Consider the following 23,069-nt stretch of genomic DNA (forward strand, 5'->3'; position numbering starts at 1 on the left):
TCCTTTTCCTGCTTTTTCTTTTGCGCATCCATCGTGCTGACGTTAGCGGAGTTTGCTTCAACAGCAAGCCCCTGCTTAATTAAAAAGTTATGGGCATAACCGTCCGCCACATTTTTAATTTCACCCTTTTTTCCTTTTCCTTTTACATCTTTAAGAAAAATTACTTTCATTCCTTTGTACTCCCTTCTAAATAATCCTCAATTACTTGCTTCAACTGGTCCTCTGCTTGTTCAATGGTAAGTCCCGTCAGTTGGGTGGCTGCATTTGTCAAGTGGCCGCCGCCTTTCATCCCTTCCATAATGACCTGTACATTTATGTTTCCTAGTGAACGAGCGCTAATTCCAATCAGTTCCTCATTTCTTTTCGAAATAACGAATGAGGCCGTCACCCCATTCATCGTTAGAAGCGTGTCTGCTGCTTGGGCGATAATCACTTGGTCATTGAAATCCTGCTCTGTGCCCTTAGCAATGGCAATTCCCTCATGATAGAAATAGACGGATTCAATGAGCTTCGACCTTTTGATGTATGTAGCAACGTCTTCTTTCAGAAACTTTTGCACAAGGATCGTGTCAGCCCCGTGAGCCCGCAGGTAGGATGCAGCATCAAATGTCCTTGATCCCGTCCTTAGCGAAAAACTTTTGGTATCGACAATAATTCCCGCCAACAGCGCTGTTGCTTCAATTACTTCAATTTTACCTCGTTTTGGTTGATATTCCAAAAATTCCGTTACAAGCTCTGAAGTAGAAGAGGCATACGGCTCCATATAAACGAGCAATGGGTTGGCGATAAAATCCTCACCGCGGCGGTGATGGTCGATAACTACGACATTATCGATTCTATTGAGCAGCCGCTCCTCCATAACAAGGGAAGGTTTGTGGGTATCGACCACAACAAGCAGTGTTTTATCAGTGGCAATTTCTAAGGCCTCTTCAGGCCCTATAAAGCGGGAATATAACTTCTCCTGATGGCGGATTTCCTCCATCATCCGTTTAACGCCACTCTCCATTTCCTGCATGTTGACAACAATATAAGCATCCTTTTGATTGAGTTGCGCCACTTTATAAATTCCAATGCTTGAACCAATGGAATCCATATCCGGATTTTTATGTCCCATAATAATGACCTTGTCACTGGCTATAATCAAATCTCTTAATGCGTGGGAGATAACCCGTGCCCTCACGCGAGTACGCTTTTCAATTGGATTTGTTTTTCCGCCGAAAAATTTCACCTTGCCGTTTGGAAGTTTAATCGCCACCTGATCACCGCCGCGGCCTAATGCTAAATCAAGGCTCGATTGTGCTAACAATCCCAATTCCGGCAGCGAAGATACACCTGTTCCAACACCAATACTTAGGGTGAAAGAGGTATTTTGCTTTGAGGTCATTTCCCTTACTTCGTCTAAAATTGAAAATTTCCCCTTTTCAAGGCTGTGAAGAATTTCCTCATTGAAAACAGCAATAAACCGTTCTGACGATATTCTTTTTAGAAAAATCCCATTATCGTTTGCCCATTTATTTAAAATAGAGGTAACCAAATTATTAAGACTCCCACGCATTTGATCGTCCATACCTTGTGTCAGGTCGTCATAATTATCTAAGAAGATGATGGCAATAGCCGTTCGTTCATTCTGATATAACTTTTCAATCTCAGCTTGTTCAGTTACATCAAAAAAGTACAAGAGCCGTTCTTCAGGTTTATGAATGACACGGAATTTCTTATCATGAAGGGTGATAACTTCTGTTTTGGCCTCCTGTTTTATCAATGGAATCAGGCTGTCAGCGACATCGTAAAGCGACTTGCCTAGCAAGGTATCCTCATCGAAACATGAGGATAAATAAGGGTTTGCCCACTCGATCGTATATTCTTCATTGATCAGCATAATCCCGATTGGCAGCTCGAGCAGCGCTTCCTCGCCAACCTTTTTAACTCGGTAAGAGAGGGTTGCAATATACTCTTCCATTTCCTTTCGCTGGCGCCGATCAACCACAAACATATAGTAAAGAGGGATAAACATGGCGAAGAACCCAGCCAAGCTTAATATCCAATTGTATAATAGCAGGACAATGAGCAGTACCACTGTAACGCCGATTAACCCATAAAAAGGATAACGTATCGATCGTTTTTCTAAAAATGCAGGCAAAGTTTTCAGCTCCCAATCACAGTAGTCATGACTCTTTTTTAAACTTTTTCCGTAAATCAAAGCCTAAATCAATTATACCTAATATCCCTATAATATAAAGAAAAATCGGAATAATGAAGGAGAAAACAGCCAGGATAACTGCTACTGATTTAGAGATTCCTTTCGCATCAAGATAATAAAACATAAAGGTATAGCCTTGAAAAATCATCAAGAATTGCAGTACATATGTAAGATTTAATAATACAGCAAATAGATATGTCCCTTCCTGAGGGTTTAGCACCATATTTGCAAACAGGGTAATCAGAAGATACCACAGCAAACTTCTCGGCAGGATGAGGTCTTTAAACGGCTTCCACTTTTTAACCTCAACTCCAAACCTTTTTACGATTGGATAGGATACCAGTTGAATCATCAATGTCAGAATAAACGAGGTTAATACAAACAGTGTTGGAATCAAGGTTCTAACCATTTCTAATCCTCTAGTAAATTGTTTTACTGTATTTTCTGTTTGTTTTTCCTGACCTAAATTCTTCAACATGTCGGTTGACATTTTAATGGAATCCTTCATGGTAGTAATCATTTCATTGATGATGTCCATGTTAAAAAAGACAATACTAACGGCATACATCCCAATGATATTAATCAAAAATACAAATGAACTGGCAATGAAAATTGTCATTCGCTCTTTTTTCTTTTGAATTAAGTACCCCATTACTGCTCCTGTTGTTCCAAATGACAAGGCTAATGGAAGGGAGAGAAACGACCCGACAATAATGGAAAGAAGTATAGAGGCAACAACAAATACAATAGTCCATTTTCCTTCATTTTTAGCCGCAAACAAAATAAAGGGAACGGCTAAAAATAAACTTGAAACCATTCCGACAAATGGTAAATACATCGATATTAGAAATAAAACTGTAAAGGCCGCTAAAAGCATGGCGCCTTCTGTTAACTTACGAACATTTTTCACTTCTTCACCTCGAAACTAAACCTTCTACTTCTTAATTTTAGCTAGATATAGCAGGCTATTCAAATTTTTTGTAAATGAAAACTCGCCGATTGGCGAGTCCGATAGGACGGTTCATGAGGGGTAATTGAATTTATACTTCCTATTAGCTAATAAAAAGACAGCCAGGGCTCTCGCCTTGGCTGTCTTTTATGCAGCTTTATTATTCACCTGCAACGAATGGTAATAAAGCCATTTGACGTGCACGTTTGATCGCAACAGTCAATTTGCGTTGGTATTTAGCGCTAGTACCAGTCACACGACGTGGTAAAATCTTACCGCGTTCAGAGATGAATTTTTTTAGTAAATCTACATCTTTGTAATCGATGTTAGTGATACCGTTTGCTGTAAAGTAACAAACTTTACGGCGTTTTGCGCGTCCGCCTTTGCGTCCTCCTGCCATGGAAATTCCCTCCTTCACTTTTTAAAAATTAATCCGATCTATTAAGGCTACATTAGAATGGTAAATCATCGTCAGAAATGTCGATTTGACCGCTTCCTGCAAATGGATCATCATTTACTTTTGTAAAACCTTGGTTAGAATTTTGTCGTTGATTCTGATTGCCGCCGCCAAATGGATTTCCTTGCGGTTCCATTGGAGGTGCACCGTAGAAATCGTTGCCTCTTCCGCCGCCACCGCCGCCTGATGCGCCTTTCGGTTCTAAGAACTGAACACTTTCTGCTACAATCTCTGTAACATATACGCGTTTGCCATCTTGTCCTTCATAGTTGCGGGTTTGAATCCGGCCGTCAACACCTGCTAAACTTCCCTTTTTTAAGAAGTTCGCCACATTTTCTGCCGGCTTTCGCCATACGACACAGTTAATAAAATCTGCTTCGCGTTCCCCCTGCTGATTCGAAAATGCCCGATTTACAGCTAAAGTAAAGGTAGCAACTGCAACGCCGCTTGGTGTATAGCGAAGGTCAGGATCTTTAGTTAAACGGCCAACAAGAACGACACGATTCATCATCAGAATCAACTCCTTTTCTCCCGGAAATGTTCCACGTGAAACATTTTTTACCAGAAATTTATATATATCTTATTCTTCTTCTTTAATTACGATATGACGAATGATATCTTCGTTGATCTTTGCAAGACGTGCAAATTCTTGAACTGCAGCAGACGAAGATGTTGTCTTAACGATTTGGTAGTATCCGTCACGGAAATCATTGATTTCGTAAGCAAGACGGCGTTTACCCCAATCCTTCGATTCAGCAGCTTCCGCGCCATTTTCAAGAAGAATGTTGTTGAAACGCTCTACAAGAGCTTTTTTTGCTTCATCTTCAATGTTTGGACGGATGATGTACATGATTTCGTACTTGTTCATCACAGTCACCTCCTTTTGGTCTAAAACGGCCCGAATATGGGCAAGGAGCAATTATTCATTACTCACAAGTTGAAATTATAGCACAGAGCGACACGAATTGCAATTCCCTTCACTCGAATGCCATAATCTTCATTAAAAATGATGAAAGGCTGACACCTGTCAGCCTCAATAAATTATACGTTAAATCGGAAGTGCATGACGTCTCCGTCTTTTACTTCGTATTCTTTACCTTCCAAACGGACTTTGCCTGCTTCTTTAGCGGCATTATAACTACCAGCAGTCACTAGGTCATCAAATGAAACTGTTTCTGCACGGATAAAGCCACGCTCAAAATCAGAGTGGATGACCCCCGCACACTGAGGAGCCTTCATTCCTTTTCTAAAGGTCCAGGCGCGGACCTCCTGCACACCGGCAGTAAAATACGTAGCTAAACCAAGCAAATTGTAAGCAGCTCGGATTAATTGATCAAGCCCGGATTCTTCAATTCCAAGTTCCTCGAGGAACATTTGCTTTTCTTCGCCTTCAAGTTCGGCGATTTCCTCTTCAATTTTAGCACAGACAACAATTACTTCAGCATTTTCTTTAGCCGCATATTCCCGGACCTTTTGAACATATTCATTTCCGGACGGGTCAGCAACATCATCTTCACTGACGTTTGCCACGTAAAGGACTGGTTTAATAGTCAGAAGATGGAGGTGTTTTACTACTTTTAATTGCTCTTCTGTAAATTCAACGGACCTTGCAGGTTTTTCTGATTCAAAAGCGTCGCGGAGCATTGCTAGCACTTCAAACTCTGCTGCAGAATCTTTATCCTTTTGCTTGGCCAATTTTTCTGCACGGCCGATACGTTTTTCCACCGATTCCATATCAGCAAGAATTAATTCCAAGTTGATGGTCTCGATATCAGAAATCGGGTCAACCTTACCGGATACATGGGTAATATTTTCGTCGGCAAAGCAACGTACCACTTGGCAGATTGCATCCACTTCACGAATGTGAGAAAGGAATTTGTTCCCTAACCCTTCCCCCTTGCTGGCGCCTTTAACAATCCCGGCAATATCGGTAAATTCAAACGCTGTCGGAACTGTCTTTTTCGGCTGAACAAGCTCCGTTAATTTTTGCAAACGATAATCCGGTACCTCTACAATCCCAACGTTAGGGTCAATTGTGCAGAAGGGATAGTTTGCCGATTCCGCTCCCGCCTGGGTAATTGCATTAAATAATGTGGACTTGCCCACGTTTGGAAGCCCCACAATACCCGCTGTTAAAGCCATTTACGTTCACTCCTCAAGATAAAATATCTATTTCAATTTTATTCGTCCTAAAAATTACAAGCCTTTCACCATTATAGGCATTTGTTTATAAAAAGACAAGAATGGACCTTTCCTGACTAAATTACACGACATAAAACCTCATAATCTAAGAAGATTAGAAAAAAACACCGTTTTATTGCAACAATTTCCCTTAAATTTCTCTACTAAATTAGCAAATATGGTAAAATTTAATATAAATCTATTACTTTTTCCTTAACGTTAGGAAAAAAATACATATTTATGAGTTATAGGGAGGAGAAATGGAAAAACAAGAGTTATTACCAAGCAGAGTAGAAAAGTACAAAAATTCCTGTCCCCAACCTAGTGTTGTAAAAAAGGCCATATTGCCGACGTTTTGTTTTGCGGTTCTGTCAGCGGCTGCCTTCGAAGAAGCCGTCTTTGCTGAATCCAATTCGACACAAACAAGCAATGTCCAATCAGCCATTACAAAGTATGTAAATGTTGATAGCGGCTTACTTAATTTGCGAAAAAGTGCTTCGACAAGTTCAGCTGTACTTGCCGCTTTACCAAAAGGAACGGCTGTAACAGTTTATTCCGAAGTGAACGGCTGGGCAAGAGTCGCAGCAAGCGGAAAAAGCGGATATGTCAGCTCAAAATTTTTATCAAATCAAAATCCAGCTGCCTCTGCTGTACCGCCAACAACAGCAACAACATTAAAATATGTGAATGTAGTCAGCGGCTCACTTAATATGAGAAATAGTGCATCAACAAGTGCCCCCATTATGGCAAAACTCGCTAAGGGCACAGAGGTGAAATTTATTTCCGTAACAAACGGCTGGGCTAAAATTGAGGTAAATGGAAAAACTGGCTTTGTCAGTTCAGCCTATTTGGCAGACAAGCCTTCAGCAAGCAGCAGCGTTACAGCACCGGCTCTACAACCGGCAGTAACGAAATATGTGAATATCGATTCCCGTTCCAAATTGAATGTGCGAAAAAGCCCTTCCACTGGTTCTGCTGTTATTACAAAACTGACAAATGAAACAGAAGTAACTGTCTATTCTGAAGCAAATGGCTGGGCAAAGATTAACGTAAATGGCCAGGAGGGTTATGTCAGCGCTGAATATCTGGCTTCCGCAAAAGCAAACACAAATACTGAAGTCAAAAAGGAAGAACCCGTATCTGTAACCAAGTATGTAAACGTCGGCTATGACTCCTCCTTAAATATGCGAAAAGGTGCCGCGGCAGATGCTTCGGTATTGGTTAAGCTGGCCCGCGGAACAACGGTGACAGTTTTATCAGAAGAAAATGGCTGGGCAAAGATTGAAGCATATGGACAAACAGGCTATGTCGATCCGCAGTTTTTATCGGAAACAAAACCGGCTGCCGGTGGTACGGAGCCCGCTCCAGAAAACAATCCAGCAGAAGAAGATAATGCAGTAGTGGAGAAATATGTAAGTGTCGTCTATGGCTCTAGCTTAAATATGCGTGCCGAGGCTTCAACAACAGGTGCTGTCTTGACAAAGCTTGCTAGAGGCACGATTGTAACCGTCAACTCTGAAGAAAACGGCTGGGCAAAGGTTACAGCAAATGGACAAACCGGTTATGTAAGTGCACAGTACTTATCTGCATCAGAACCATTTAATCCAAATGTAACCAACAGCAACATTGATAAGGTTTACGAAAACTATAATATCAGTCTGACTGACATGGTAAAGCTAGAAATGGGCGTGAGTCCGCAGACAGATAAGAAATATTCAGCCTTCCTCCGTTCTGATGCCATAACGTTAAACGGACCTGCAAGTGGAACCGTAAATGGTGCCGTTTGGAATGTACGGGGCGGCGCCGGCACAGACTATTGGACAATCGGTCAGGTGAAGGCACAGGAGCAGCTTCAAATACTTGGTACCGTAAAAGGGACAGACGGATATGACTGGTACCAAATCGCCTACAATAAAACATGGGTAAATGCGAGTCCAGAAGACGTCACCTATTATGTGAATCCAAAGAATTTCCTAAGTACGACGGTTGATTCCCTGCAATTTTTAAAACTTTCGGCAACAGCCAATCTTAATGCGGATGAGGTAAACCAAAGAATCCTTTCCGGAAAAGGGATTTTGCAAGGAACGGCATCATCCTTTATAACAGCTGGCCAAACATACGGAATCAATGAAATTTATTTAATTTCCCACGCCCTCTTAGAAACAAGTAACGGCACATCTAAGTTAGCTGCCGGCGTAGAGGTTAATGGGAAAACAGTTTACAATATGTATGGAATTGGTGCTTACGATAATACCGCTTTAGAAAGCGGCGCCCAATTTGCCTTTAATGCAGGATGGTTTACACCTGAGGCTGCCATTATTGGGGGTGCCCAATTTATTGCCAACGGCTATATTAATGCAGGTCAGGATACTCTTTATAAAATGAGGTGGAATCCAGGTTCTGCTGCGGCAAAGGGTTCCGCAACACATCAGTATGCTTCTGATATTGGCTGGGCGGCAAAGCAAGTTTTCCAGATTCATAACTTATATAGTTTACTAGACTCATATAAACTTATTCTGGAGATTCCTGAGTATAAATAACTATTGCAAAAAGGGGCTGCCATCTTTTTATGGAAGCCCCTCTTTGATGATTATATTTTTTCAATCGCAACTAGACAATCGTATAAAGTACTTCCGAGCCCATTGTCAGACTCTCTGCTGGAGGTTAGGTTATTGACAGACCCGCCAAATTCTTTCCAAATTCCTTCATCGATATTAATCGTATTCGGATGGGCCGTTACCAAAATGGACACATAACCCTTTACTTCACCACGGTCATTCCAAACCCTTACATAATCATCGGGTTGCAAGCCATGAGCGTCAGCGATATTTTTCGCTACTTCCACTTTCAATTTAATTTTTCCACCCAATAAATGATAGTTCTGTGAGTGGTTTGATCGCAATGGGTGAATCGTTAGCAGACTGTAAGGGAATTTTCCTGCCAAGCTTGGATCAGACCATTTAGACTCATCCGGTACGGCCAGCGTCAGCAATCCGCCAGCCCCTTTTTGTTTCCCTGTCAGAGAAGTAAATTCGAATTTTCCCGACGGTGTTTGAAACTTCCGGTCCTGCCAAGGAATTTTCTGTACGGGTAACTCTAACGCATGCTGTTCTTTTAACCTTTCCAGCGTAAAGCCTTTGCCTGCTAATGTTTTTAAAGTCAGCTTCAGCCATTCATCCCTTGATAAATCAAAATCCTCACCAAACCCGAGCCGTTCAGCTAACCGTGCCCAGATCCATAAATCGGATTTGGCCTCCCCTGGGGCCTCAACTAGCTTTGGTCCGTAATTGACATAATGATGGTACATCGATGAATAGTAGAAATCTTCTTCTTCAAAGACGGTTGTTACAGGAAGGATATAGTCAGCCAGCTTCGCCGTGTCGGTCATATATTGCTCCAACACAATAAGCGTTTCAACAGATGAAAATGCCTTTGTCACTATGTTTGAATCAGGAACTTGGGTCAACGGATTCCCGCATGTAACGAAAATCATTTTAATCTCTGGGTTCACAGCCGACAAGATTCCTTCTGCCTGTTTCATGATTGAAAATAAGCGGTGCTTTTGCCTGCGGCTTGGCATGGTTAATTCTGCAAAATCAAAGCTTTGTCCAACTTGAAGATTGGCATAGTTGGCACCGCCGCCTTGAATTCCGATATTCCCGCTTACTGCAGCAAGGGCGTCAATCAAGCGAATCGTATTGCCGCCATTTTGGTACCGCTGCAGGCCAAGACCCATAAAAGTAGCTGTTGGTTTATCAGCATAAAGATATGCTAGCTCTGTTATGTTTTCTCGGGAAACTTCCGTCATTTCACTGATGGTTTCTATAGAGACTCCATCAAGAAGTTTCACTAAATCTGCAAAACCAAACGTAAAGTCCTCGATAAAACTTCTGTCTTCCAGCCCTAAACGAAGCATTTCCTTAATAATTCCAGCGGCCAATATACCATCCATCCCTGGTTTTATCGTTATATGTTTATCAGCAATTTTTGCTGTTGCGTTAAAGAGCGGGTCAATCACATATAGCTTGGCGCCCTGCTTTTTCACTTCCAAAAGCTTTTCGTAAAAATGCATATTAGTCCGTGCAGCATTTCTCCCCCAAATAATGATATTTTTACTGTTAATAATATCATTTGGTTCATGGCTCCAGGCATTGCCGAAGTCCCATTTCTGCGCTTCGATTCCAGAGCCCCAGCACAGGGAACCATAAAGTTCGGTAACCCCGCCATAACAATTAAAAAAGCGCTGGTCGAGATTTTTCAAAATGCCGTTATTAGCGTAGTCATGACTGTGAAGCACAGCCGTTGTTCCAAAACGTTCCTTTATATCTTGCAATTTGACTGCTATTTCATCCAGAGCCTGCCCCCAGGAAATCTGCTCAAATTTGCCATTTATCTTTTTTAAAGGGTGCAAGAGCCTTTCTGGTGAATTCGTTCTTGTTTCAAGCATCCGGCCACGGCCACAAATCTTCCCCTTTGTGATCGGATGGTCAGGATCTCCTTCCACCTTTACCACTCGGTCATTTTCCAAAGTAACCTTTAAACCGCAGCTATCCCAGCAGTTCAATGGACACGCAGCCTTGACAACTGTTTGAGCCAATTTCTTCACCCCCAAACTGTGAATCTACTATTTCAACTTTAATATTAAGGATAATACACGTTAATAAAAAAAAGAAGCATGAAATATTATCCTTCATGCTTCACAAGAATCTTCTTCATTTTCCGGGAAAATTCCCTTCTTGGGATGAGAACACTATGCCCGCAACCTTCGCACTTAATCCGGATATCCATTCCCATCCGAATGATTTTCCAGCGATTGGTTCCGCATGGGTGCTGCTTCTTCATCTCAACAATATCATTAATCCCATATTCTTTTTCTTCCATTTCTATCACCATCCTTTAAACTCCAGTTACTGGATCCTTTGATAGCATCACAACACGCGGATAGGAAATATCAATTCCATTCTGGTCTAATTCCAGCTTAATATCTTTCCGCATGTTCCTGGCAAGTGCCGCGTGTTGCATCGGTTGTGTTTCAGCAACAATCCGTAAGGTGACTTCTGTTGGGCCAAGATTTTGTACGCCAAGAAGTTCGGGGCGCTTCACTAATTCACCATACCTTTCCGGCATTGTTTCCAAGAGACCTTCAATGACCCGCTGTGCCTTTTCTATATCCTCTTTATAAGGAATGGTAATATCTACAACAGCGACACTATTATTTATCGAGAAGTTCGTTACTTCTAAAATGCTTCCATTAGGGATAATATGAACTTCGCCTGTCCAACTTTTAATTTTTGTTGTCCTTAATCCAATTGTTTCGACATTTCCTTCAAACTGGCCAATCCTCACATGATCTCCTACCGAAAACTGATCTTCAAAAATAATAAAGAAGCCGGTAATAACATCTTTTACTAAACTTTGCGCACCAAACCCTACCGCTAAACCAACAATTCCTGCACCTGCAAGCAGAGCCTTGACATCAATGTTCATAACCGAAAGAATCGTTAGGAAAGCAATAAAATAAACCACATAAGATAGAATATTATCCAGAAGCTTGGACAATGTTTCTTCGCGCCGGACATTTGTTCTTAGCGGGGAGATGTTTCTAATTTTAAAGATATTATGAATCATTACTTTCCCAAACCGAATTAATAATTGTGCCACAATAATAATAGCAATGATTTTAAGAATGCCTTCGCCAAAGGTCAGCCATGTATCTTCATTTTGCAATTTGGCAATGATTTTTTTTAATCCTTTTTCTGTAATACTCATTAAGACACCTTCCTTTAAGCTAACAACTGCCATTACTATTTTAACAATTTTTCAAGTGAGTTAATAGCCATCTGAATTTTTCTTTTTCTGTTTGGATATGTATAGTTTCTCTAAATTTTCCGTATACTGTTAAGGCAGATGAGCGAAAAGATTTAGGGAGTGGACTTAATGAATCTGAAAGCTTTCATGTTTGATAGGAAGGCTAAGACGCAGTTCATGCATGATGACCTGCATGCCGATGAAAGTTTAGCTGATGAACTGCTTCAACATATTCCGTCAGTAACAAGCCGTCCCATTGTTTTTGTTTGCATTGGTACTGACCGCTCAACAGGAGATTCATTAGGGCCACTTGTTGGGACGTTATTGGAGGAGAAGAAGCTCGAATCCTTTTATGTGTATGGAACTTTAGATGAGCCAGTTCACGCTGTTAATTTAGCAGATAGACTGGAGGAAATAAAAACCTTACATTCAGACCCCTATATTATCGGTATAGATGCCTGCCTTGGCCGCAATAAAAATGTTGGTGCCATTCAGGTGGGTCAAGGTCCTGTTAAACCAGGGGCAGGGGTGAATAAGGAACTGCCGCCGGTTGGCGAGCTTCATATAACCGGAATTGTGAATGTCAGCGGGTTTATGGAGTTTTATGTATTGCAAAATACCCGTCTAAATTTAGTTATGAAAATGGCCAAAACCATTGCAAATGGAATTTACCAGGCTGGCCTGCTATACAATAAACAAAGCTGGACGAACCTGGAATGGATAGAGGAAGAGAAAACAAATTAAGAGCAACGGATCATTTTCCATTGCTCTTTTTATTTTAGCTAATAAGAAAGTATAAACTTTCTTAACGCATAAATGCAACTACGCCTCATGAACCACCCTTAGGGGCTAGCCAATCGGCGAGTTTTCCTTATAAATATTGATGGTAGTTATATAAAATCGTCACAATCGCTCCGGTCACCAGTATCGCAGGGAGGAGGTTGGCGACTTTGATTTTGGTTATGCCTGTAAGATTTAATCCGATAGCAAAAATCATGATACCGCCGACTGCAGTCATTTCAACAATAAACTGGTCCATCAAGGCCTTCGGGACAAACCTGTCGATTTGAGTGGCGAATAGCGCAATCATTCCTTGATACAGCACGACTGGAATTGCAGAAAAAATAACGCCTATTCCCAATGTCGTAGTTAAGATTAAGGCGGTAAAACCGTCGATTAAGGCCTTTGTATAAAGAACATCATGGTCGCCGCGGATCCCGCTGTCAAGTGCCCCGATAATGGCCATGGCGCCAATTACAAAAATTAACGTAGCTGTGACAAAGCCTTCAGCAATACTGCCCTTTCCGTTTGAACCAACCTTATTTTCCAGCCAGCCGCCAAGGTCATTTAATTTTTCTTCAAGCTTTAGAAGCTCGCCAAACACCGCCCCTACAACAAGACTGATAATCACAATTAGGAAATTTTCACTTTTCAACCCCATCTGTAAGCCCAAAACCATGACCGATAAGCCAATTGCATACATGACGGTTGTTTTCATGCTTTCCGGAATGCGGTTTAACAACTTACCCAGAAGGGTACCAACAACAATTAACAATCCATTTACTAGTGTGCCTAACAAAAACATGCTGTCCTCACCTTTTTTCTCTATTATGAAAAGGGATCTCTAAAAAAATAAACCATCCCGAAGATGGCTTAATCTGTATCATCCGGTCCCAAAAGCGATAGAATTCGTTCCAAATCGTCCTGGGAGAAAAATTCAATTTCAATTTTCCCTTTATTCTTGTTTTGTTTAATGTGCACTGATGTTCCAAACCGTTCCCTTAATGAATGCTCCCGTTCTTTGATAAAGACATCCTTTTTCTTATCCGGATTTTTTGTTTCACGTGGAACATTTTCATTTAGCTGCTGAATCAGTTTTTCAAGCTGCCTTACGTTTAATGATTCCTTAACCACCTTATCGACTACTGCTGAAAGCTTTGCCTTTTGGCGAAGACCAAGCATGGCACGGCCATGTCCCATCGTTATTTTCCCTTCAGAAATCAACGCTTGAATGTTTGCTGGCAGGGACAATAGACGGATATGGTTAGCTACATGCGGCCGGCTTTTTCCAAGACGTTTGGCTACTTCTTCCTGGGTCAATTTCAGCTTATCCATCAGGTTGTTGTAGGCTTGTCCTTCTTCAATTGGATTTAAATCCTCCCGCTGAAGGTTTTCAAGGACGGCTAATTCCATCATTTGCTGCTCAGAAAGCTCTCGCACTACAGCTGGGACGGTTTCAAGCTTTGCTTCTTTTGCAGCCCTAAACCTGCGTTCCCCTACGACAATTTCAAAGCCCTTTATACTTTTTCTTACAATAATCGGCTGCAGGATTCCATGTTCTAAAATGGAAGCTTTCAATTCTTCAATGGCTTCTGGTTGGAAATGCTTGCGAGGCTGGTAGGGGTTTGGACGTAAATCCTTTAGTTTAATTTCTTGGATTGTCTCCTCTTTGCCAGCTTCCATTGTAAAAAATGCATTCAGGCCTTTTCCTAAGCCCTTAGCCATGCGAGACCACTTCCTTTGCTAAATCTAAATATACTTCAGCGCCCCGGGACCTGGCATCATAATTAATGATTGGTTCCCCATGGCTTGGAGCCTCACTTAGACGAACGTTTCTTGGAATAATGGTTTTATACACTTTATCCTGGAAGTACTTCTTCACTTCCTCAATGACCTGGATCCCAAGATTAGTTCTTGCATCTAGCATTGTTAATAATACGCCTTCGATTTTTAGATCTTGATTCAAGTGCTTTTGCACCAGCCTTACCGTGTTCAATAATTGACTTAATCCCTCCAAGGCATAATATTCACACTGTACAGGGATTAGCACGGCATCAGATGCTGTTAAAGCATTAATCGTCAATAAACCTAATGATGGCGGACAATCGATGATTACATAATCAAATTGATCTTTCACCTCTTCCAAAGCTCGTTTTAAACGAACCTCTCTGGAAATGGTCGGCACCAACTCAATTTCAGCCCCTGCCAGCTGGATCGTGGCCGGGATAGCGTATAAATTTTCCACGGCTGTCGGCTTAATGACTTCCTTCGCTTCCACATCATCTACTAAAACATCGTATATACACTGGTCGACTTCTGCTTTTTCAATACCAATTCCGCTAGTTGCATTTCCTTGAGGGTCAATATCTACTAATAAGACCCGTTTTCCTATATGTGCTAAGCAGGCGCCCAGGTTGACAGAAGTAGTCGTTTTACCGACTCCGCCTTTCTGATTCGCGATTGCAAGGATTTTACCCACGATGTCACCTACCTTTAATTCTCCCAAAATTTAAATCTCATATTCTATTAAAATGCCCTTATTTTGACATTATCCACCAAATGATATGGAAAGTCCATTCCTTTATTTTATCATGAAATTCGGCAGATTTTGTTTTTTTTCAAAAAATAATACAGCCAGGGCGAATACATATTTTTCCCTTAACCAGATATTACTGGGGTTATTGGGGATTATTGTAAAAACAAAAAGAACCAAACAAAAAATTGTCTGGTTCTTACCATTTTAGTTTATATTATTTTTTCTTGGGAATGCGAATTGTAAATTGATAGAAATCCTCAAATTCCTCTTCTTCAGAATTCAGGTTAATTCCGCTGTCAGAAACCATTGATAACGATTGGCGGATGGTATTGACAGCAATTCGCATATCTTTGCTGAAAGCCTTCCGCTTTGCTTTCGGCTTTTCATTTTTTTCCTCTAGCAGTTTGAATACCCGGTCTTCCGTCTGTTTAACGTTCAAGTTTCTCTCGATTATTTCTGTAAGCAAAGCCACTTGCTTTTCTGGATCCTTAAGCGGAATAAGGGCGCGGGCATGGCGCTCGGTAATCGTCTTATTTAATAAAGCATCCTGAATAGGCTGAGATAATTTAAGAAGACGCAGCTTGTTGGCAACGGTTGACTGCCCCTTGCCAAGGCGTTGAGCCAAAGCCTCCTGTGTGAGGTTGTGAAGCTCAAGCAGCTTGCTATAAGCAATCGCCTCTTCAATCGGTGATAGCTCTTCCCGCTGAAGGTTTTCAATAAGAGCAACGGAAGCGGTTTGCGAATCGTTTAAATTTTTTACAATAGCCGGAGCTTCATCCCAACCTAATTTCTTCATCGCCCGCCAGCGGCGTTCCCCAGCGATAATTTCATATTGGCCTGAAGCAAACTCTCTTACAACAATCGGCTGTATAATACCATGTGTATGAATGGTTCTGGATAATTCCTCAATTTTCTCTTCATCAAAAACTGTTCGCGGCTGAAATCGGTTAGGAACAATTTGGTCTATCGGTATTTTCTTAATTTCTTCGTTTTTCTCTATATTCAGCTCTTCTTCAAGCTCAACAGTTTGTTCTCCCTTATCAGCAAAGCCAAAAAAGCGTGTAAATGAATTTTTCATCCCCGACACCACCTTTACGAAAAACTCCCTTTTACTTATTCTCTATGTCGATATATTCTTCCTGCCTAGGATATCATTTTTATCGCAAAATTGTCAGCCCTAAGAAATATCCAATCCCATCCGAACTTTCAAATTCACCTATTCAATTGGGGTTTTTCCAGGAACACCCGGCTTACGCGGGTATTTTTTGGGCGTTTGTTTTTCTTTTTTAATGATGATGATCGTTCTGTCGAATTCCTCAATCGGCAGGTTAAAGGTATGAGAGTTGATGAGTTTGCCGCCAAGTGCTGCAATTGCCTTTTGGCCCGTTTTTAATTCTTCCTCCGCATTAACTGCTTTTAATGCCAGGAAGTGACCGCCGACTTTGACAAGCGGAAGGCAAAGCTCACTTAACACAGACATTCTGGCAACCGCTCTCGCTGTCACCACATCAAAGCTTTCCCGATAGTTTGGATTGACACCAAACGTTTCCGCACGGTCATGGACGAATTGAACCTTTTCTAAATTTAATGTAGCTGCTAGGTGATTTAAAAATGTGATCCGCTTATTTAGCGAGTCAACAATCGTTACATCAATATGAGGAAAGGCAATTTTTAACGGAATGCTCGGAAATCCAGCGCCTGCCCCAACATCACAAAGGCGAAATGGTTTGGTAAAGTCGAAATAAAACGCTGCTGAAATGGAATCATAAAAATGCTTTAAATAGACTTCGCTTTTTTCCGTTATTGCCGTTAAGTTCATTTTTTCATTCCACTCAACCAGCGTTTCATAATACTTTTCAAACTGGCCAAGCTGGGTGCTGTTTAGGGCAATTCCTTTTTCCTTTAAACTTGTTTCGAATTGTTCGATATTCATAAAAGTTCCTTCCTCACTCCATTATTCATTGGCGATTCTGGCAATCCGTCCTTGTTCCAAATAAACAAGCAAAATAGAAATATCCGCCGGATTTACCCCTGAAATTCTGGAAGCCTGAGCGAGTGTTAACGGCCTGATTTTCTTCAGCTTTTGCTTTGCTTCTGTTGCTAACCCACTAATGGCATCGTAGTCGATATTTTCTGGTATCTTCTTATCTTCCATTTTCTTTAACCGCTCAACCTGCTGCAATGATTTTTCAATATAGCCTTCGTACTTAATTTGGATTTCCACCTGTTCCTTGACTTCATCATCTATAGGAACTTCTGACTTCGTCAATGTCTCAAGCAGTTCATACGTCATTTCCGGTCTTTTCAATAAATCGGAGGCTCTGATTCCATCTTTTAATTCGCTGCCGCCTGTGTTTCTGATTAATTCTTGGACTTCCGCAGAAGGTTTTAAAATAACAGAACGCAATCTTTCCTTTTCCGCTTCAACAGCTGCCTTTTTAGCTAAAAATGCTTGATACCGTTCATCGCGAATCATGCCAATTTTGTGCCCTATTTCGGTTAATCTCAAATCGGCATTATCATGACGAAGTAAGAGGCGATATTCTGCCCGTGAAGTTAACAGGCGGTATGGTTCATTCGTACCCTTTGTAATTAAATCATCAATCAGTACACCAATATATGCTTCGGATCTGCTTAGTACAAGCTCTTCGCGGCCAAGTGCATTTAAGCCGGCATTAATTCCCGCCATTAAACCTTGTCCTGCTGCTTCCTCATAGCCTGATGTTCCATTAATTTGCCCGGCAGTATAAAGATTTTTAACCACTTTTGTCTCTAAAGTCGGCCACAGCTGTGTTGGAACGATGGCATCGTACTCAATTGCGTAACCAGCCCGCATCATTTGGGCGTTTTCAAGTCCTGGGACGGTTTTAATGATTTGCTGCTGTACATCTTCAGGAAGACTTGTCGATAATCCCTGGACATACACTTCCTTTGTATTTCTTCCTTCCGGCTCCAGGAAAATTTGATGGCGCGGCTTGTCGTTAAAGCGAACCACTTTATCCTCGATGGATGGGCAATAACGCGGACCTGTTCCTTTGATCATCCCTGAGAACATCGGTGAACGATGAAGGTTTTGGTCAATGATGGAATGTGTTTGATCATTTGTATAGGTTAACCAGCATGGAAGCTGATCGGTAATGTATTTTGTTGTTTCATAAGAGAATGCCCTCGGCTCTTCATCGCCAGGCTGAATCTCCGTTTTGCTGTAATCAATGGTGTTACTGTTTACCCTTGGTGGTGTTCCTGTTTTAAAGCGGACCAGCTCAAAGCCAAGCTGTTCTAAATGCTCTGACAGCTTGATGGATGGCTGCTGGTTGTTCGGGCCGCTGGAATATTTTAATTCGCCAATGATAATCTCACCGCGAAGGAATGTCCCTGTTGTAATAACAACGGTTTTCGAACGGTATACTGCACCCGTTTTGGTAACTACACCTGTGCAAATTCCGTCTTCGACAATCAATTGCTCAACCATACCTTGAATTAACGTTAAGTTGGTTTCCTCTTCCAAGGTCTTTTTCATTTCATGCTGGTAGGCAAATTTATCGGCCTGGGCCCTAAGTGCACGGACGGCTGGACCTTTACCTGTGTTCAGCATTCTGATTTGAATAAGGGTTTTATCGATATTTTTGGCCATTTCCCCGCCAAGTGCATCAATTTCCCGGACCACGATACCTTTTGCCGGCCCTCCGACTGAAGGGTTACATGGCATGAATGCCACCATATCCAGATTGATGGTAATCATTAAGGTTTTCGCACCCAGTCTTGCCGCCGCGAGGCCCGCCTCACAACCGGCGTGACCGGCCCCAACGACAATGACGTCGTAATTTCCTGCTTCGTATTGCATGGTTTTCCTCCTTTTCCGTTTTTCAAACGGAAAAATTACTCTATATTGTATATCCATATTAATCGACGTTTTTATATCCGCCAAATACTGTTAAATATCCGCGGAATTCCATCGTATATCCGCCGAATTTTAGTTTTAATCCGCCAAACTTCAATGGATATCCGCCGAGTTCACTATTTTATCCGCCAAACCGCTATAAACAATGATAGCTGAAGCCTCATCTTACCCCTGGCAGGCCGCATCGCCGCACTGCGGTCTTACTTTCCTAAGCAGAACTGCGAAAATAACTGGTCAATTAAACTTTCATGGACGCTGTCGCCGATAATTTCCCCGAGCAGCTCCCAAGTTCTTGTTAAATCAATTTGAACTATATCAATAGGTGTTCCGATTTTCACACCTTCAATTGCTTCCTCTATGGCCCGTGAACTTTGATTCAACAGCGCAATATGGCGAGTGTTAGAAACGTAAGTGGCATCCTTCGCTTCAATTGAACCGGCAAAGAATAAAGCAGCGATTGCTTCCTCCAGTTCATCAACGCCGCGGTCTTCCAATAGAGATGTCGTGACAACCCTATGGTCTTTTGCCAATTCCTTAACCCGGTTCATATCAATTTGTTGTGGCAGGTCAGTTTTGTTGACAATCACAATTACATCCATTCCGTTTACTGCTTCAAAAAGATTTTCATCCTCTTTTGTCAATTGATCGGAATAGTTTAACACCAGCAATATAAGGTCCGCCTCTTTTAAAACCTGGCGGGAACGCTCGACGCCGATCCGTTCAACGATATCTTCCGTTTCCCTGATACCAGCTGTATCCAATAACCTTAGCGGTACACCGCGGACATTCACATACTCTTCGATAACGTCCCGTGTTGTCCCTGGAATATCTGTGACAATCGCTTTATTCTCCTGAACAAGACTATTCAATAAAGAGGATTTTCCAACATTAGGCCGGCCGACAATTACTGTCGACAACCCTTCACGTAAAATCTTTCCCTGCTGGGAGGTTTGCAACAGTTTATTTAATTCTTCCCTTACATAATGAGCCTTCGGCAAAAGCATTGTATGTGTCATTTCTTCTACGTCATCATATTCCGGGTAGTCAATATTCACTTCAATGTGGGCTAAAATTTCAAGAATCTCCTGTCTTAACCGGCGAATCAGCTTGGAAAGACGACCTTCCATTTGTCCTAAGGCGACATTCATCGCCCGGTCAGTTTTTGCCCGGATTAAATCAATGACTGCTTCCGCCTGGGATAAATCAATCCGTCCATTTAGAAAAGCACGTTTCGTGAATTCCCCTGGCTCGGCAAGTCTTGCGCCGCTATTTAAGACAAGCTGCAGCACCCGATTGACGGAGACGAGTCCACCGTGACAGTTAATTTCCACTACATCCTCTTTTGTAAAAGTCTTCGGGCCCTTCATCAAGGAGATCATAACCTCTTCAGCCACTTGGCCGCTTTTCGGATCAATGATATGACCATAATGAATTGTATGGGAGGACATTTCCGCCAATTTCTTTCCGCTGACACTTCTAAATAGCTTATCTGCAATTGGAATGGCTTCATTTCCGCTCAATCGTACAATCGCAATGGCTCCCTCCCCCATCGGTGTCGATATGGCCGCAATTGTATCAAACTCCATTTTTTTCACCTCGCAAGCATTACAATATTTATATAAAGTTTCGATTTCGATACAAAATAATAGAATACCACAAAAAAGCCAGCCTTTGCAGTTAACTGGCTGGAATTATCCACACTTGATAATACCTTGTATTATTTTAACTTATCCACATGTGAATAACAATAAAACACATTTTCGCAAAGAAAAAGTTATTCACAGCGATTTTTTTAAAAAAGCTGCCAAAAAGGCTGTTGATTTCTGCTCCAATCAACAGGTATTTTATATTTTTCTTTTCATAATAAAAAAACACCCTGCCTTTTGGCAGGATGTTATCTTGTTCTCACTGGTGAAATTACAACATGGCGATGGGGTTCTGTTCCATCGGAAGAGGTTTTGACCCGTTTATTTTCGGATAAGGCAGTATGAATAACTTTACGCTCGTAGGATGGCATTGGTTCAAGAGCGACGTCTTTTCCTGTTTGAACGGCTTTTTGCGCCAGGCGGTTGGCCAGCTGGATGAGTGTTTCATTTCGTCTGTTTCGATAATCCTCAGCATCCAGAATCACGGTAAAGTATTGCTCCGAATGGCGGTTTATCACTAATTGCGTCAAATATTGAAGAGAGTTGAGTGTTTGTCCCCGCTTCCCAATAAGCAGCGCAATTTTCTCGCCTGTCATAACAAACAGCACCTGCTTACCATCGCGCTTCACATCAATACTTACAGGTGCACCCATTTGTTCGCCGACTTGCATCAGTAATTTCTTAGCTTCTTCAATCGGGTCATGGATTACGGTCACCTTTACTACCGCCGGCCGTGATCCGAAAATGCCAAAAATCCCTTTCTTACCTTCATCAATGATGTTTATTTCAGTGCGGTCCTTTGAAGTCTTTAATTGAGCTAAAGCTGATTCTACTGCTTCTTCGACGGTTTGTCCTGTAGCAGTTACCTGTTTCACTTTTTTGCTCCTCCCGCATTACCGGATGTCTGCGCCTTTAAATCCGGTCCTTTAATAAAATAGGTTTGCACAATCATGAAAATATTTCCGACAACCCAATACAAGGAAAGAGCTGCTGGGAAGTTGAAAGCAAAAATTACAATCATAATTGGCATCATCCAAAGCATCATCGCCATTTGCGGATTCTGCTCCTGACCCGCCATCATGATTTTTTGCTGAATAAATGTAGTGATCCCCGCAACGATTGGCAGGATATAATATGGATCCTTTTCACCAAGGTCAAACCAAAGGAAGCTATCCTGGGCAATTTCTCTTGTTCTCGAAATCGCATGATAAAACCCAATTAAAATAGGCATTTGAACGATTAACGGAAAACATCCCGCCATTGGGTTAACCCCATGTTTTTGGAAAAGAGCCATCGTCTCCTGCTGGAGCTTTTGCTGTGTTTTTGCATCTTTTGAACTGTATTTCTCACGAAGCTTTTTCATTTCCGGCTGCAAAGCCTGCATTGCTTTTGAGCTTTTTGTCTGTTTAATCATCAGCGGCAGGATCACCAGGCGGATTAAAATAGTAACAACGATAATCGATAATCCAAAGTTTCCACCAAGTAAATAAGCCATTTCTTTAATCAGCCATGATAATGGATAAACAATGTATTCATTCCAAAAACCTGTGCTCTCTTCTGTAATCGGTTTATTGAATTCACTGCAGCCAGTCAGCAGCAGGAATACAGAAAGCAGTCCGAATAACAATAATATTCGTTTGTTCAACCAGTTTTTCCTCCTTGTTCCTTTATAATAGATAATTGCTTGTCCTCTTTTTTATGTATTTCCCCCGATGCTATGTTTCAAAGGATATTTTATCATTTTTTTACAGGTTATGTGTGTTCAATTTGTGCTGAATTTGGCTAGTTCCTTAACAATTATCACCTAATCATTTTTTCTTAAAACCTTACCAACTTTTAATACATGGGTTAGACTGCTTTTGATCTCAAAAAAGTCCATTTCGCTGGCAGGCTTCCTGGCGATAATCACATAATCATTTCCTGGCGTTAATTGTTCTTTCAGCTCGAAAATTGCTTGCCTGACATATCTTTTAATTTGATTTCTTGTTACGGCATTGCCTAGCTTTTTGCTGACAGACAATCCAATTCGAAAATGGCTCTGTCCTTCTTTTTCTAATGAATAGACAACAAATTGCCGGTTGGCAAAAGAACGACCCTTTTGAAAAACCACTTGAAAGTCCTGATTCTTTTTAATTCGGAGCTCCTTTTTCATAAAATCGAACAGTCCTCCTTATTCTAAAGGCCCTGTTAAACAGGTCTGTTGATTTCCGCTCCAGGCGCAAGCAGTTCGAGGGTAGGGTTGTCAGGGAGCCCTCCTTGTCGGTTTGCACCTTGGGGTCTCCCCTATCCCATAACTCCCGCAGGAGTCTTCGCGCCTTCCGCTCCAATCAACGTTGTTCTGAATCAAAAAGCGTTTTTTTAGCTAATAAGAAAGTATAAATTCAACTACGCCTCATGAACCGTCCTATCGGACTTGCCAATCGGCGAGTTTCCATTTATAAAGTGATTTAAAAAAAGACCACTGAGACGTTTCAGTGGTCTAAGCTGATAATACTTTTCTTCCTTTACGGCGACGGCGAGCAAGAACTTTACGTCCGTTTGCTGAACTCATGCGGCTGCGGAAACCGTGAACTTTGCTGTGCTTACGCTTATTTGGTTGATACGTTCTTTT

Annotated in this window: 23 protein-coding genes; 2 read left to right on the forward strand and 21 right to left on the reverse strand. The window is 41.6% G+C overall.

All coding sequences use genetic code 11. The features are described 5' to 3' along the window. The 7 genes from rplI to ychF all read right to left on the reverse strand — a co-directional run. Nucleotides 1-170, reverse strand: a 170-nt coding sequence (rplI, locus tag KHB02_RS24130) for a 50S ribosomal protein L9 (RefSeq protein ID WP_241114060.1), incomplete at its 3' end; no start/stop codon positions are given. Then, the gene (locus KHB02_RS24135) at nt 167-2,140 is read right to left on the reverse strand and encodes a DHH family phosphoesterase (protein ID WP_213147849.1); all 1,974 of its coding nucleotides are present in this window, start codon (nt 2,138-2,140) and stop codon (nt 167-169) included. The genes rplI and KHB02_RS24135, both read right to left, overlap by 4 nt. Nucleotides 2,141-2,165: 25 nt before the next feature. Beyond that, entirely contained in the window at nt 2,166-3,110 is a 945-nt protein-coding gene (locus KHB02_RS24140; RefSeq protein WP_213147848.1) for a YybS family protein, read from the reverse strand. A gap of 199 nt (nt 3,111-3,309) precedes the next feature. After that, complete coding sequence (rpsR, locus tag KHB02_RS24145) at nt 3,310-3,549, reverse strand: 30S ribosomal protein S18 (RefSeq protein ID WP_173062335.1); 240 nt, start codon at nt 3,547-3,549, stop codon at nt 3,310-3,312. A gap of 52 nt (nt 3,550-3,601) precedes the next feature. Next, nucleotides 3,602-4,117 carry a single-stranded DNA-binding protein gene (ssb, locus tag KHB02_RS24150; RefSeq protein WP_213147847.1) on the reverse strand — a complete coding sequence of 172 codons (516 nt, stop codon included), beginning with the start codon at nt 4,115-4,117 and terminating at the stop codon, nt 3,602-3,604. Between the two features lie 69 nt (nt 4,118-4,186). Beyond that, the gene (rpsF, locus tag KHB02_RS24155) at nt 4,187-4,474 is read right to left on the reverse strand and encodes a 30S ribosomal protein S6 (protein WP_213147846.1); all 288 of its coding nucleotides are present in this window, start codon (nt 4,472-4,474) and stop codon (nt 4,187-4,189) included. 173 nt (nt 4,475-4,647) lie between these two features. After that, nucleotides 4,648-5,748, reverse strand: coding sequence for a redox-regulated ATPase YchF (gene ychF, locus KHB02_RS24160; RefSeq protein ID WP_213147845.1), 1,101 nt, complete (start codon nt 5,746-5,748; stop codon nt 4,648-4,650). Between the two features lie 299 nt (nt 5,749-6,047). On the opposite strand from ychF, the gene KHB02_RS24165 reads away from it, so the two are divergent. Next, on the forward strand, nt 6,048-8,327 hold the full coding sequence (locus tag KHB02_RS24165; RefSeq protein ID WP_213147844.1) for an SH3 domain-containing protein: 2,280 nt from the start codon (nt 6,048-6,050) through the stop codon (nt 8,325-8,327). Between the two features lie 50 nt (nt 8,328-8,377). Here the strand turns inward: KHB02_RS24165 and KHB02_RS24170 are convergent, their stop codons facing one another. The 3 genes from KHB02_RS24170 to KHB02_RS24180 all read right to left on the reverse strand — a co-directional run bounded on the left by KHB02_RS24170 (nt 8,378) and on the right by KHB02_RS24180 (nt 11,556). Next, nucleotides 8,378-10,384 (reverse strand): molybdopterin-dependent oxidoreductase, encoded by a 2,007-nt coding sequence (locus KHB02_RS24170; RefSeq protein WP_213147843.1) that lies wholly within the window; start codon nt 10,382-10,384, stop codon nt 8,378-8,380. An 86-nt stretch (nt 10,385-10,470) separates the two neighbouring features. After that, the gene (locus KHB02_RS24175; protein ID WP_213147842.1) at nt 10,471-10,668 is read right to left on the reverse strand and encodes a DUF951 domain-containing protein; all 198 of its coding nucleotides are present in this window, start codon (nt 10,666-10,668) and stop codon (nt 10,471-10,473) included. Nucleotides 10,669-10,683: 15 nt separating this feature from the next. After that, nucleotides 10,684-11,556 carry a mechanosensitive ion channel family protein gene (locus tag KHB02_RS24180; RefSeq protein ID WP_213147841.1) on the reverse strand — a complete coding sequence of 291 codons (873 nt, stop codon included), beginning with the start codon at nt 11,554-11,556 and terminating at the stop codon, nt 10,684-10,686. A 168-nt stretch (nt 11,557-11,724) separates the two neighbouring features. Here KHB02_RS24180 and yyaC point away from each other — a divergent pair, with 168 nt between their 5' ends. Next, nucleotides 11,725-12,339 (forward strand): spore protease YyaC, encoded by a 615-nt coding sequence (gene yyaC, locus KHB02_RS24185; protein ID WP_213147840.1) that lies wholly within the window; start codon nt 11,725-11,727, stop codon nt 12,337-12,339. A 127-nt stretch (nt 12,340-12,466) separates the two neighbouring features. Here yyaC and KHB02_RS24190 read toward each other — a convergent pair whose 3' ends face one another. From KHB02_RS24190 to rpmH, 11 genes are all read right to left on the reverse strand, one after another. Beyond that, nucleotides 12,467-13,180 carry a DUF554 domain-containing protein gene (locus KHB02_RS24190; RefSeq protein ID WP_213147839.1) on the reverse strand — a complete coding sequence of 238 codons (714 nt, stop codon included), beginning with the start codon at nt 13,178-13,180 and terminating at the stop codon, nt 12,467-12,469. A gap of 68 nt (nt 13,181-13,248) precedes the next feature. Beyond that, the gene (locus KHB02_RS24195; RefSeq protein WP_213147838.1) at nt 13,249-14,100 is read right to left on the reverse strand and encodes a ParB/RepB/Spo0J family partition protein; all 852 of its coding nucleotides are present in this window, start codon (nt 14,098-14,100) and stop codon (nt 13,249-13,251) included. After that, nucleotides 14,093-14,854, reverse strand: coding sequence for a ParA family protein (locus KHB02_RS24200; RefSeq protein ID WP_213116960.1), 762 nt, complete (start codon nt 14,852-14,854; stop codon nt 14,093-14,095). Before KHB02_RS24200 ends, KHB02_RS24195 begins: the two co-directional genes overlap by 8 nt. A 271-nt stretch (nt 14,855-15,125) precedes the next feature. Beyond that, complete coding sequence (gene noc, locus KHB02_RS24205; protein WP_213147837.1) at nt 15,126-15,989, reverse strand: nucleoid occlusion protein; 864 nt, start codon at nt 15,987-15,989, stop codon at nt 15,126-15,128. 138 nt (nt 15,990-16,127) lie between these two features. Further along, a complete protein-coding gene (gene rsmG, locus KHB02_RS24210; RefSeq protein ID WP_213147836.1) occupies nt 16,128-16,844 on the reverse strand; it encodes a 16S rRNA (guanine(527)-N(7))-methyltransferase RsmG in 717 nt (238 codons plus the stop codon). A gap of 21 nt (nt 16,845-16,865) precedes the next feature. Then, complete coding sequence (gene mnmG, locus KHB02_RS24215; protein ID WP_213147835.1) at nt 16,866-18,755, reverse strand: tRNA uridine-5-carboxymethylaminomethyl(34) synthesis enzyme MnmG; 1,890 nt, start codon at nt 18,753-18,755, stop codon at nt 16,866-16,868. 257 nt (nt 18,756-19,012) lie between these two features. After that, a complete protein-coding gene (mnmE, locus tag KHB02_RS24220; RefSeq protein WP_213147834.1) occupies nt 19,013-20,398 on the reverse strand; it encodes a tRNA uridine-5-carboxymethylaminomethyl(34) synthesis GTPase MnmE in 1,386 nt (461 codons plus the stop codon). A gap of 308 nt (nt 20,399-20,706) precedes the next feature. Then, nucleotides 20,707-21,333, reverse strand: coding sequence for an RNA-binding cell elongation regulator Jag/EloR (gene jag / locus KHB02_RS24225; RefSeq protein ID WP_213147833.1), 627 nt, complete (start codon nt 21,331-21,333; stop codon nt 20,707-20,709). Beyond that, on the reverse strand, nt 21,330-22,103 hold the full coding sequence (gene spoIIIJ, locus KHB02_RS24230) for a YidC family membrane integrase SpoIIIJ (RefSeq protein ID WP_213147832.1): 774 nt from the start codon (nt 22,101-22,103) through the stop codon (nt 21,330-21,332). Before spoIIIJ ends, jag begins: the two co-directional genes overlap by 4 nt. Before the next feature lie 159 nt (nt 22,104-22,262). After that, the gene (gene rnpA / locus KHB02_RS24235; RefSeq protein ID WP_213116953.1) at nt 22,263-22,610 is read right to left on the reverse strand and encodes a ribonuclease P protein component; all 348 of its coding nucleotides are present in this window, start codon (nt 22,608-22,610) and stop codon (nt 22,263-22,265) included. A 327-nt stretch (nt 22,611-22,937) separates the two neighbouring features. Beyond that, a partial coding sequence (gene rpmH / locus KHB02_RS24240) for a 50S ribosomal protein L34 (RefSeq protein WP_241114061.1) occupies nt 22,938-23,069 on the reverse strand: 132 nt, incomplete at its 5' end.

It is taken from the genome of Neobacillus citreus (assembly GCF_018343545.2).
Classification (GTDB): Bacteria; Bacillota; Bacilli; order Bacillales; family Cytobacillaceae; genus Neobacillus; species Neobacillus citreus.

Coding starts and splice junctions, on each gene's coding strand:
- ssb (WP_213147847.1), bottom strand. CDS start 4,117: ATGATGAATCGTGTCGTTCTTGTTGGCCGTTTAACTAAAGATCCTGAC.
- mnmG (WP_213147835.1), bottom strand. CDS start 18,755: ATGCAATACGAAGCAGGAAATTACGACGTCATTGTCGTTGGGGCCGGT.
- KHB02_RS24190 (WP_213147839.1), bottom strand. CDS start 13,180: ATGTTTTTGTTAGGCACACTAGTAAATGGATTGTTAATTGTTGTTGGT.
- ychF (WP_213147845.1), bottom strand. CDS start 5,748: ATGGCTTTAACAGCGGGTATTGTGGGGCTTCCAAACGTGGGCAAGTCC.
- rpsF (WP_213147846.1), bottom strand. CDS start 4,474: ATGAACAAGTACGAAATCATGTACATCATCCGTCCAAACATTGAAGAT.
- KHB02_RS24180 (WP_213147841.1), bottom strand. CDS start 11,556: ATGAGTATTACAGAAAAAGGATTAAAAAAAATCATTGCCAAATTGCAA.
- mnmE (WP_213147834.1), bottom strand. CDS start 20,398: ATGGAGTTTGATACAATTGCGGCCATATCGACACCGATGGGGGAGGGA.
- noc (WP_213147837.1), bottom strand. CDS start 15,989: ATGAAAAATTCATTTACACGCTTTTTTGGCTTTGCTGATAAGGGAGAA.
- KHB02_RS24165 (WP_213147844.1), top strand. CDS start 6,048: ATGGAAAAACAAGAGTTATTACCAAGCAGAGTAGAAAAGTACAAAAAT.
- rsmG (WP_213147836.1), bottom strand. CDS start 16,844: ATGAATATCGAACAATTCGAAACAAGTTTAAAGGAAAAAGGAATTGCC.
- rnpA (WP_213116953.1), bottom strand. CDS start 22,610: ATGAAAAAGGAGCTCCGAATTAAAAAGAATCAGGACTTTCAAGTGGTT.
- KHB02_RS24195 (WP_213147838.1), bottom strand. CDS start 14,100: ATGGCTAAGGGCTTAGGAAAAGGCCTGAATGCATTTTTTACAATGGAA.
- yyaC (WP_213147840.1), top strand. CDS start 11,725: ATGAATCTGAAAGCTTTCATGTTTGATAGGAAGGCTAAGACGCAGTTC.
- rpsR (WP_173062335.1), bottom strand. CDS start 3,549: ATGGCAGGAGGACGCAAAGGCGGACGCGCAAAACGCCGTAAAGTTTGT.
- KHB02_RS24175 (WP_213147842.1), bottom strand. CDS start 10,668: ATGGAAGAAAAAGAATATGGGATTAATGATATTGTTGAGATGAAGAAG.